11 protein-coding genes are annotated in these 10,367 nt (G+C 64.6%); 5 read left to right on the forward strand and 6 right to left on the reverse strand.

Annotated elements, in window-relative coordinates:
• Positions 1-17: 17 nt before the first annotated feature.
• Positions 18-1,202: a glutamine-hydrolyzing carbamoyl-phosphate synthase small subunit gene (gene carA / locus EOD07_RS10015; RefSeq protein WP_127235319.1), complete on the reverse strand. Its 1,185-nt coding sequence runs from the start codon at positions 1,200-1,202 to the stop codon at positions 18-20.
• 262 nt (positions 1,203-1,464) lie between these two features.
• On the opposite strand from carA, the gene EOD07_RS10020 reads away from it, so the two are divergent.
• The gene (locus EOD07_RS10020) at positions 1,465-1,914 is read left to right on the forward strand and encodes a GatB/YqeY domain-containing protein (protein ID WP_041002361.1); all 450 of its coding nucleotides are present in this window, start codon (positions 1,465-1,467) and stop codon (positions 1,912-1,914) included.
• A gap of 12 nt (positions 1,915-1,926) precedes the next feature.
• Here the strand turns inward: EOD07_RS10020 and EOD07_RS10025 are convergent, their stop codons facing one another.
• Positions 1,927-2,925: a hypothetical protein gene (locus tag EOD07_RS10025; RefSeq protein ID WP_127235320.1), complete on the reverse strand. Its 999-nt coding sequence runs from the start codon at positions 2,923-2,925 to the stop codon at positions 1,927-1,929.
• 282 nt (positions 2,926-3,207) lie between these two features.
• On the opposite strand from EOD07_RS10025, the gene EOD07_RS10030 reads away from it, so the two are divergent.
• Positions 3,208-3,918: a DNA helicase gene (locus EOD07_RS10030; RefSeq protein WP_127235321.1), complete on the forward strand. Its 711-nt coding sequence runs from the start codon at positions 3,208-3,210 to the stop codon at positions 3,916-3,918.
• 47 nt (positions 3,919-3,965) lie between these two features.
• A complete protein-coding gene (locus tag EOD07_RS10035; protein ID WP_127235322.1) occupies positions 3,966-4,523 on the forward strand; it encodes a GNAT family N-acetyltransferase in 558 nt (185 codons plus the stop codon).
• A 13-nt stretch (positions 4,524-4,536) separates the two neighbouring features.
• Here EOD07_RS10035 and EOD07_RS10040 read toward each other — a convergent pair whose 3' ends face one another.
• The gene (locus EOD07_RS10040; RefSeq protein ID WP_040989503.1) at positions 4,537-4,923 is read right to left on the reverse strand and encodes a DUF983 domain-containing protein; all 387 of its coding nucleotides are present in this window, start codon (positions 4,921-4,923) and stop codon (positions 4,537-4,539) included.
• A 113-nt stretch (positions 4,924-5,036) separates the two neighbouring features.
• Between EOD07_RS10040 and EOD07_RS10045 the strand changes: the two genes are divergently transcribed.
• Entirely contained in the window at positions 5,037-6,413 is a 1,377-nt protein-coding gene (locus EOD07_RS10045; RefSeq protein WP_127235323.1) for a PLP-dependent aminotransferase family protein, read from the forward strand.
• Between the two features lie 25 nt (positions 6,414-6,438).
• Here the strand turns inward: EOD07_RS10045 and EOD07_RS10050 are convergent, their stop codons facing one another.
• The 3 genes from EOD07_RS10050 to EOD07_RS10060 all read right to left on the reverse strand — a co-directional run bounded on the left by EOD07_RS10050 (position 6,439) and on the right by EOD07_RS10060 (position 9,720).
• On the reverse strand, positions 6,439-7,620 hold the full coding sequence (locus tag EOD07_RS10050) for an MFS transporter (RefSeq protein WP_041005940.1): 1,182 nt from the start codon (positions 7,618-7,620) through the stop codon (positions 6,439-6,441).
• An 82-nt stretch (positions 7,621-7,702) separates the two neighbouring features.
• Complete coding sequence (locus tag EOD07_RS10055; protein WP_127235324.1) at positions 7,703-7,960, reverse strand: DUF2061 domain-containing protein; 258 nt, start codon at positions 7,958-7,960, stop codon at positions 7,703-7,705.
• 95 nt (positions 7,961-8,055) lie between these two features.
• A complete protein-coding gene (locus EOD07_RS10060; protein ID WP_041002373.1) occupies positions 8,056-9,720 on the reverse strand; it encodes a Na/Pi cotransporter family protein in 1,665 nt (554 codons plus the stop codon).
• 362 nt (positions 9,721-10,082) lie between these two features.
• Here EOD07_RS10060 and EOD07_RS10065 point away from each other — a divergent pair.
• Positions 10,083-10,367, forward strand: a 285-nt coding sequence (locus tag EOD07_RS10065; protein WP_127235325.1) for a hypothetical protein, incomplete at its 3' end; no start/stop codon positions are given.

The raw sequence follows: 10,367 nt of genomic DNA on the forward strand, positions 1-10,367 counted from the left end.
GGCCCGCAGGATTCACACTACCTCTTCCGCCGCTCGCGGATCAGGTTGACGAAGCGGCGGAAGAGGTAGTGTGAATCCTGCGGGCCTGGCGAGGCCTCGGGATGATGTTGCACCGAGAACACCGGCCGGCCGGTCAGCGCGATGCCGCAGTTCGAGCCGTCGAAGAGCGAGACATGGGTTTCCTCGACGCCTTCGGGCAGCGAGTCGGCGTCGACGGCGAAACCATGGTTCATCGACACGATCTCGACCTTGCCGGTGGTGTGGTCCTTGACCGGATGATTGGCGCCGTGGTGGCCCTGATGCATCTTCTCGGTCTTGCCGCCGAGCGCCAGCGCCAGCATCTGGTGGCCGAGGCAGATGCCAAACACCGGGATGTCGGTCTTCAAGAGGTTCTGGATCACCGGCACGGCGTATTCGCCGGTCGCTTCCGGGTCGCCGGGGCCGTTGGACAGGAAGATGCCGTCCGGCTGCATGGCGAGGATTTCCTCCGCGCCCGTCTTGGCCGGGACGACGGTGACCTTGGCGCCGAGGCCTGCCAGCAGGCGCAGGATGTTGCGCTTGACGCCATAGTCGATGGCCACGACATGCATCGACGGCTCGCTCTGCTCGCCATAGCCCTCGTTCCAGATCCAGGGCGTCTCGCGCCAGACCGAGGATTGGCCGGACGTGACCTCCTTGGCGAGATCGAGGCCGATCAGGCCCGACCAGGCCGCGGCTTGCCGCTTCAGGTCCTCGATGTCGAAGACGCCATCGGGCGCATGCGCGATGACGGCATTGGGCATGCCCTTCTCCCGGATCAGCACGGTCAGCGCGCGGGTGTCGATGCCGGACAGCGCGACGATGCCGCGCCGCTTCAGCCACTGGTCGAGATGGCCCGCGGCGCGATAGTTCGACGGGTCGGTGACATTGGCCTTGAAGATCGCGCCGACAGCGCCGGCGCGGGCGGCCGGATGCAAGTCCTCGATGTCTTCGTCATTGGTGCCGACATTGCCGATATGCGGGAAGGTGAAGGTGACGATCTGGCCGGCATAGGAAGGATCGGTGAGGATCTCCTCGTAACCGGTCAGCGCGGTGTTGAAGCACACTTCCGCGACGGCCGATCCGGTGGCGCCGAGACCGCGGCCCTCGATCACCGTGCCGTCGGCGAGCACCAGAAGGGCGGTCGGCTTTTCGGTGGCCCAGGGGGCGGTGGTCGTGGCCATGGCGGCACTCCTGTCAGGCGCTTCAACGGGGCGGCGGAACCGTTTGCGCGGCAAGACGCGCGGGCTGGATATTTTCAGCTCCCTCGCGTCAACTCATTGTCTCATGCAGGACCGAGTACATAGGCGAAGGCGCCCAAGCGGTCAATGAGGCTGCGTCGAGCCAGGTTTGATTAGTATTCGTCCAGCAATATCAGCGGCTTGTCAGAATTTGCGTTACCCGTTCGGCGAAGCTATTGTCCGCCGCATTCGAAGGAGAAGCACGATGCGCGAGAAAATCGCCGAATCCATGAAGAGCGCGATGAAGGCGCAGGACAAGCACCGCCTGCCGACGCTGCGGCTGATCCAGGCAGCCATCCACGACCGCGACATCGCCAATCGCGGCGCCGGCAAGCCGCCGGCGAGCGAGGACGAGATCCTGCAGATCCTCGCCAAGATGGTGAAGCAGCGCGAGGAATCGGCCAAAGCCTTCGAGGATGGCAAGCGGCCGGAACTGGCGGCACAGGAGCGCGGCGAGATGGAGATTATTCGCGCGTTCCTGCCGACGCAGCTCGACGATCAAGCGATTGCGACCGCTGCGCGCGAGGCGATCGCGGCGACAGGTGCGGCCAGCCAGAAGGACATGGGCAAGGTGATCGGCGCGCTGAAGCAGAAATATGCCGGCCAGATGGACTTCGCCAAGGCCAGCGCCATCATCAAGGGGCTGCTTCAGTAGGGCGCTGCCTCGCTAGTCCTGGCAGATCGGCACCGGCTGCGGGGGTGGCGCCGGATGGTCCTTCTTGTACTGCGCGATGATCGGCTCAAGCGTCTGCTTCGGCCAGAATTTTGGCGCGCCGATCTCCTTGAGGCAGGAGGCGTTCCAATAAGGACCAGCGCTTGAGAGCGCCTGGCCAGCGGCCTTGGCGCGGGCGACGGCGGCGATGTCGCGCGATTCAGGGTAGATGTAGAGCGTCGTCGGGCTGTTCTTCACCAGGGGGATGATCTGCTCGGCATCGGCCGGCGACCAGCTGGTGCAGCCATTGCTGCGGCCGCCGGCGTAATTCACCAGCTTGCCGTAGGGCACAAAGCCGTCGTGGTCGGCGTAAGAGCTTTGTGGGTTCTTGCGCATGCACAAGCCCTTCAGGATGGCCGCCGGGTGCCCGCCGATGACACGCTGCCTGGCGTTCGCCGTCTCCCCTTCGCCGTCGAACTGGATGAAGGTGCGCATGAACGCCGCGTTCTCAGCGCCGACGCGATAGTAGCCCTTGAAGGAGGTTTTGGTCTCGGCGGTCATGTAAGCGCCGCCGGCCGTCAGCTCGGAGTCCATCGCGTTGCCGAAGTTTTTCGCGCAGCGCCTGCCGTTGGAGAAATCGGCGACGCCCTTCAGGTTGCGGCCGCCGCCATGGCCCGAGGAAACCGCGCGGAAGATCTGCTTGGCTTCGCAGATGACATAATAACGCTGGCCGAGCACACTGTTGCCGAGGTCGCCGGGACGCGTGGCATCCATGGCGAAATAGCAGGGGTTGCTGACCGGGCCTTCGCTGACCTTCTTCTGGTAGAGCGCGCGCGCCCGCTCCAGCACGACCCGAGAAATCTGGCCTTCGCCGTCGCCGACGTGGCGCTGCAGCCAGTCGGGAATGGTCGACGGCCGCAAGGCCGCGAAAGAGCTGACCGATGCCGTCAGCGCTGCCAGGATCGCGACAAGGCAGAAGACGGCCGCGCCCAGCGGAACAGATCTCAACCGCACCCTCTTGCCCCTCCCGTCGAAATGTCTCGCACCCGTGAATCAGCCGAGCCGATCATAGAAGGTCTCGCATCCCTCGGCGAAACACTTCTAGTTTAGCGACACCTTTTGGAGGTTGGATTTTCGGCCCGCTTCGATTGCGCTATGATCTGATTCCGGCGCGCCCACGCCTCCTCCCTCCACCGGGAAGCATCGTTCATGCAGGGCAGTCGATCACCCGACCAACTGTTCGAGCACAAGGCATAAGGAGGGGTTGCCAAGACTGCTCGCGGCAGGAGGTTTTCGATGCGGCTTTCCGCACCCGTCCATCATCTGAAACGCCAGGCGAGGCTCCTGTCGCGCCGGGAAAATGTTCCACTCCATACGGCGCTCGACCGCGTTGCCGGTGAAGAAGGCTTTGCCAGTTGGAGCCTGCTTGCGGCCAAGGTCGCCGAGGCTGCGCCCGGCGACAGGCTGCTGGCCCGGCTGATACCCGGCGACATGGTCCTCGTGGCGGCGCGACCGGGCCAAGGCAAGACGCTGATGAGCCTCGAACTCGCCGTGGCGGCCATGAAGCAGGGCGATCGCGCCATATTCTTCACCCTGGAATACATGCATGCCGACATACTGGGCCGGTTCCGGGACATCGGTGCCGACCCTGCCGATTTCGACCATCTGTTTACCTTCGACAATTCCGACGCCATCAGCGCCGCCTACATCATCGAGGCGTTGCGGTCGGCGCCGCGCGGTACGCTGGCGGTGATCGACTATCTGCAACTGCTCGACCAGAAGCGCGAGAATCCTGAGCTCATGGTCCAGATACGCGCGCTGAGGTCGTTCGCCCGCGAACGCGGGCTGGTGCTGGTGTTCATCTCCCAGATCGACAGGTCCTACGATCCCGCCCGGAAACCGTTCCCGGATATCGGCGATATCCGGCTGCCGAACCCGCTCGACCTGTCGCTGTTCGACAAGGCCTGTTTCCTCAACAAGGGCGAAATCCAGTTCCAGGCGACTTGAGAGCGATCCGCGTGGCGGCTATCTCGGTCTCGATAGGGAAACGAACAATGATCGAGATCGTCAAACCCGCACTCGAACATTTGCCGTCCTACAAGGCGGCGCTCGAGCGCGGGTGGTCGCCCGACAATGTGCGGCTGCTGGAAGCAACGCGCGAGCAGCTCGAGGCGATCGAACAGGATCCGGTGGCCTTTCTTGCCGGCCTCGACGATCCCGAGGCCAAGGGGCCGCCCATCACACTGCCCGACGGCACGACCGTGCCGCGCCTGCCTGGCTTTCGACGCTGGATCTGGGATGGCGAGGCTGCCGGCTCGATAGGCCTGCGCTGGCAAAAAGGCACATCGGCGCTGCCGCCGCACGTGCTTGGCCATATCGGTTATGCGGTGATGCCGTGGAAGGAGGGGCGCGGTTATGCCACCGAAGCGTTGCGGCTGATGCTCGAGGAGGCGAGGGCAGTGGGCCTGGATCATGTCGAGATCACCACGGACCTCGACAATCTTGCATCCCAGAAGGTGATCCTCGCCAATGGCGGCATGCTTGTCGGGCGCTTCGCCAAGGCCGCCGCCTATGGTGGCGCGGAAAGCCTCAAATATCGGATCGGTCTTTAGATCGGTTCGGCGGTTACTCGCCGGGCTTGGCCAGCCTTCCTTCTTCCGCCTTGTGGTAGAACTGGCTTGCCACGAGCCAGCCTTTGAGCGGCCTGAGCGGCGGAATGCAAGTCGCGAGAACGATCGGGATCGAAACGAAAGCGTGGAACCACATGGAGGGCTCGAAGGTCACCTGCGCCCAGACGGCGAACAGCACCGAAGGCACGCAGGCAAAGCAGATGACGAAGAAGGCCGGCCCGTCGGCGGGATCGGCAAAGGAATAGTCGAGCCCGCAGACATCGCATTTCGGCGCCAGCTTGAGGAATCCCTCAAACAGGTGGCCCTCGCCGCAACGCGGACAGCGGCCCCGAATTCCTACCTGCCAGGGCACCAGATGTGGATAATGCGCAAGGTCTTGCATGATCGTCGCTCCAGTGGATCTCGCGTGAGGCCGAGCCGGCCTTGAGATCACGGATACATACATATATCATTCTTGTATGCATACAATGCGACAAAGTGTATGGATAGCGATAAGTGACCGGCGAAAGTGACCTCGGCTGGCTCCCGGCTTTGCCGGCGGGGCCAAAACCCGTTTATCTCAAGATCGTCGACGCTCTTGCGGATGCCCGCTCGAACGGCCGATTGCAGCCGGGCGACAGGTTGCCGCCGCAACGGGAACTTGCCCGGCTGCTCGGGGTCGATCTTACCACCGTGACGCGGGCGTTTTCCGAAGCCAGGCGCAGAAACCTGATCGACGCGACGGCGGGCCGCGGCACCTTCGTCACGCCGGGCGAACCGGAAGAGCCTGCCCTCGATCTCAGCATGAACATCCCGCCAGCCCCTGCCGGCCTCAACCTGCCGGCCCTGATCCGCATAGGCATCGAGGGGTTGCTCAAGCGCTCCAGCGCGGAAGCGCTGCTTTCCTATCATCCCGGCCCGGGCTCGCCCGCGGAGCGCGCCGCAGGCTCGTCATGGCTCGCCGCGGCGGGAGACAGGCTACCGGCCGACAGGGTCGTTGTCGGTTCGGGCGCGCAGGCGCTGCTCACGGCCGTCGTGCTGGCGGAGACCCAGGAGGGCGACACGATCCTGGCCGATGCGCTGACCTATCCCGGGCTGATCGCGCTGGCCGGGGCCACGCGACGCAACCTTGCCGCTGTCGGCAATGACGGCGAGGGCATGCGGCCGGACGATCTCGAAGAAGCGGCGCGACGGCACGGCGCCCGCTTCGTCTACCTCAATCCGACGCTGCAAAATCCGACCGCATCCGTCATGCCCGAAGGCAGGCGACGCGAACTCGCCCGCATGGCCGCGAAGCTCGAGCTGACCATCGTTGAGGACGATCCCTACAGCCGCTTGCTGACGGCGCCGCCGCGGGCCTTTCTGACCTTGGCGCCCGAGCGAACCCTCCATGTCGCGACATTGGCGAAATGCATATCGCCTTTCCTGCGCACGGCCTTTCTGGCGGCGCCGGACGCGCAAGCCGCGGAGCGGATCGCGGCAGCGATACGCGGCACCACCATGATGGCGCCGCCGCTGATGACGGGCCTTGCCTGCGAGTGGCTGCGAAGCGGCCTTGCCGGCGAGATCACCAACGCCGTGCGTGCCGAAGCGCTGGCCAGGCAAGAGATTGCCCGCACCATCCTCTCCAGAGCTTTCGCGGCAACGGATGCCGGCCTGCATCTGTGGCATCCGCTGAAGAGTGAGTTGCGCTCAGCCGAACTTGCCGACATCGCCCGTCGCCGGGGACTGGCCATCAGCCCTGCGGAAGAGTTCGCCATAGGGGCGGACTTCGCCAATGGCTTCCGCCTGGCGCTAGGCGCTACCCCCAACCGCGAACGGTTGAAGGAAGGCCTTCAAAGCCTGGCTTCCATCCTTTCAGGAACTGCGGACTTCTCGCGACCGAAGGTCTGAGGCAACAAACCGAAAGCTTGGTCCGTTACTCGGCCGCGGCCGGCAGCGGCGGCGTCGCGCGGCTGCGCCATTCCCAGGCCTGCGAGGCGACAGCCACCACCACCGCCACCAGCATGGCCAGCGCGCCGGCCAGCGGCAGGCTGCGATAGCCATAGCCGGCATTGAGCATCGCCGCGCCCAGCGACGCGGCGAGCGCGATGCCGACATTGAAGCCGGACGGGATCAGCGAGGAAGCGAGGTTGGAGGCATCGGCCGTCCAGGCGAGGATGCGCGTCTGGATCGGCGCGCCGATGGCGAAGTTGAGACCGCCCCAGATGACGATGGCCACGATCATCGGCACCGGGTAGGGGCTGACAAGGTGGATGACACCCAGCGCCACCGCCTGCAGGGCGAGCATGACGATCAGCGACGGCATCAGCTTCCAGTCGGCGAGCTTGCCGCCGACCAGAACGCCGATCGTGGCGCCGACGCCGTTGAGCAGCAGCACCCATGGGATCAGGCTCTCGTCGAGGCCGGTCACCTCGAGCAGCATCGGCGTGATGTAGGTGAACAGCGCAAACTGGCCGATCATCAGCATCAGCATGAGGATCAGCGAGGTCCAGACCTGCTGGCGGCCGAGCACGCGAACTTCGCGCGCCAGCCCGGCCGGCCGGTTGGCGGCGCCCGCCGTTCGCGGCAGCAGCGCCAGCATGGCGATAATCGCGACGAGGCCCAGCGCGCCCATCACCCAGAAGGTCGCGCGCCAGCCCCACAGGCTGCCGATCGCGGTGCCGGCGGGCACGCCGATGACATTGGAAACCGTCAACCCCGAGAGGATGACCGCGACCGCCCGGCCGCGCTGGTCCTCGCGCACCAGACTGACCGCAACCACCATGGCGACGCCGAAATAGCAGCCATGCGCCACGGCGGTGGCGATACGCAGCAGAAGCATCGCGGTGAAATCGGGGGCCAGCGCGCAGGCCACCTGGCCAAGCGTGAAGGCGATCGTCAGGCCGATCAGCAGCGTCTTGCGCGAGACTTTGCCCGTGGCCAAAGCCAGCAGTGGGCCGCCGATGGCGATGCCGCAGGCATAGCCGGAGACGAGATAGCCGGCGGTCGGCACCGAAACGCCGAGGCCCTGCGCCACCTCCGGCAGCACGCCAGCGATGACGAATTCGGTGGTGCCGAAGGCGAAGGCAGCAAGGAAAAGGGCAATCAGAGGCAGCATGGCTCAAAACACAGGCGAGGGAATGCACGGCCTCAAACCACGCCTGGGCGGGCGCGGCAATGCAGAAATTGGCGATGGCGCTTTAGCTTTTCTTGACCAGATTTGGCTCAGCCTCGGTCACCGGCAACGAGGCCGGCTTCTTGTTTCTGCCGTAAGGAATTTTCAGCCAGGCTCGCTCATGAAGATAAAAGAGCAGCGACTTTGTGACAACTTCTGTCCCGCCGATGGCTGCGGCGAGCTTTACGCTGCCGGTGATCACCAGCGATATGATCATCGTGTCGATCGTGCCGGTGGCGCGCCACGAAAGCGCCTTGGCGAAGCTGCGCGAATGCGTGTCCATCGACCGATCGTCCTCCCAACAGGTCCTCAGGCGATCCTTAGCCGACTGAAGCGAGGATGAGCAAAGACTAATTTCTTCAGCAGGTCCCGATCGCCTCAGCTCGCCTTCAACCTTGAGCCGCCGAGCAGGCCGCGCTCCTCAAGCACCGGATAGGCGATCGAGGCAAGCAGCGAGTTGATCTGCTTCAGGTCGCGGATGGTGTCGAGGTGGATCGAGCTCGTCTCGACGCTCTTGGCGGTGCCTTCGCGCAGGCGCAGGAAATGGCTGGCGCTGGTTTCCTTCTCGCGCTCGCGCAGCAGGTCCTTCTCCAGAACCAATTGCCTGGCGGTTTCCGGGTCGCGCGAGACCAGCACGTTGAAGGCAAGGCGCGCGTTGGCCAGCACCGAGGAATGGAACGCGCAAAGCTCCTGCCAGCCCTCGGGGGTGAATTCCAGGCCGCGCTCCAGCTTCTTCCTGACATGCACCAGCATGTTGCGCACGATGATGTCGCCGACCTGTTCCAGCTTGACGCAGGCGCCGATCAGCTCCTGGCACCGCAATGCCTCGTCCTCGGTCAGCGGATTCCTGGTGATCTTGGCGAGATAGAGCTTGATCGCGGCATGCTTCCTGTCGACGCGGTCGTCGAGCGCGGCAAGCGCCTTGATCTTGGCGGGATCGGCATCTTCGTAGAGCTCGATGATGCGCTTCAGCATGATCTCGACCGTCTCGCAGACCCGCACCACCTCGCGCGTGGCGTTGGCCAGCGCCTGGCTCGGCGTGTCGAGGGCGCTCTCGTTCAGCGCCGAAAGCTCCACGACCTCGAGCGTGGCGGCGGGTTGAGGCTTGGTGCCCAGCGCCACGATCTTTTCGGAAGCGCGGTAGACGAGACCGGCCAGCGGCAGCCCAGCGAGCAGGATCAGCACGTTGAACAGGATGTGGGCGTTGACGATCTGATCCGGCGCGGTCCTGCCGAGGAAGGCGACATCCGGCTTGAAGGTCATGATCAGGACCAGCATGATCAGCGAGCCGAGGCCGCGCATCAGAAGATTGCCGACCGGTACGATGCGCACCTCCGGCGGCGCCGACCGCGTCAGCATCGGCGCAATCAGCGACGAGCCAAGGTTGACGCCCAGCACCAGGACGACACCCAGTTCCGGCGTGATCAGCCCGCGGCCCGCCAGCGTCGCCATCAAGAGCACTGCGGCGATGCTCGACTGGAACAGCCAGGTGACCAGCGCGGCCAGCAGGTAAGTGGTGATGGAGTCGCCCGAGAAATAATTGATGATCAGCGGCATCAACTGACTGTTGCGCAGCGGCTCCGACGCCTGGCCGATCATCTCCAGCGACAGGATCAGCAGGCCGACGCCGATCAGGATGCGGCCGAGTTGCCGCCAGTCGCGCCGCTCGGTGGCCATGAACATGACAGTTCCGGCGATCAGGCAGAGCGGCACCAGAAGCGTGAGGTCGAAGGTGAGCAGCTTGGCCACCAGCGCCGAGCCGATCTCGGCGCCGCGCACCGCCAATTGCCCGGCGGCGCCCGAAACGATGCCGGCGCCGGCGAAGGAGCCGACCAGCAGCGTCACCGCGGTCGAGCTCTGCAGCGCGACCGCCAGCCCACAGCCGGCCAGCACCGCCATGACCGGATTGCGCATGGTGGCGCGCAACCTGTGGCGCAGCACGTCGCCATAGGCGCGCTCGACCCCTGTCTTGACCATGCGGGTGGCGAACAGCATCAGCGCCACCGCGCCGGCAAGGTGCAGGAGGACGACGGAGCCGCTCACAGCCGACCTCGCGAGTTGGCTCCGGCGACGCGGAGAGGAGTACGAATCTTAGTCATTTCAACGCGTCGAAATATACCAATTAAGATTAGCCGAATAATAGATTTTTCTGATGCGATGATCGTCTCGGCTCGACGGCGCATGTCGGAAATGAATGGAGGAAGCATTGGTTGCATACGCCCGGCGGCTGCGCTTTCGCTTCATATTGCCAACGCTCGGCGGCATAGCCGGAGGCGATCCGAAGCGTTGTTGAAGCAGCTTGCGCAAGCATCGGAAACCATTACAGAATTGTAATTCTGGCGTTCAGTTTCGGTTCATCCATTGGCGGTTACTCCTCTGTCTATCGACAACAAGGAGTACCGACCATGAAGCGTCTCATACTTTCCGCCGTCACCGCCTCGATGCTGGCCGCCTCGGCCTTCTCCGGCCAGGCCGCGCCGCTCGCCCAGCCGAGCACGCCGCAGTCGAATTACACCCAGGTCGACTGGCAGAAGCCCGGCAGGCATGTCGACAAGCGTGTCGTGAAGAAGAAGGTCGTCGTGAAGCGCAGCCATTGGCGCAACGGCCAGAAATATTCCAACTGGAAGCGCCATCAGCCGATCCGTGACTGGAACCGCTACGGCTTGCGCCGCCCCGGTCCCGGCCAGGAG

It is taken from the genome of Mesorhizobium sp. M2C.T.Ca.TU.002.02.1.1 (genome assembly GCF_003997225.1).

Excerpts from the sequence above, each read along its gene's own strand:
- carA (WP_127235319.1), bottom strand. The coding sequence starts at position 1,202 with ATGGCCACGACCACCGCCCCCTGGGCCACCGAAAAGCCGACCGCCCTT.
- EOD07_RS10020 (WP_041002361.1), top strand. The coding sequence starts at position 1,465 with ATGCGCGAGAAAATCGCCGAATCCATGAAGAGCGCGATGAAGGCGCAG.
- EOD07_RS10030 (WP_127235321.1), top strand. The coding sequence starts at position 3,208 with ATGCGGCTTTCCGCACCCGTCCATCATCTGAAACGCCAGGCGAGGCTC.
- EOD07_RS10035 (WP_127235322.1), top strand. The coding sequence starts at position 3,966 with ATGATCGAGATCGTCAAACCCGCACTCGAACATTTGCCGTCCTACAAG.
- EOD07_RS10040 (WP_040989503.1), bottom strand. The coding sequence starts at position 4,923 with ATGCAAGACCTTGCGCATTATCCACATCTGGTGCCCTGGCAGGTAGGA.
- EOD07_RS10050 (WP_041005940.1), bottom strand. The coding sequence starts at position 7,620 with ATGCTGCCTCTGATTGCCCTTTTCCTTGCTGCCTTCGCCTTCGGCACC.
- EOD07_RS10055 (WP_127235324.1), bottom strand. The coding sequence starts at position 7,960 with ATGGACACGCATTCGCGCAGCTTCGCCAAGGCGCTTTCGTGGCGCGCC.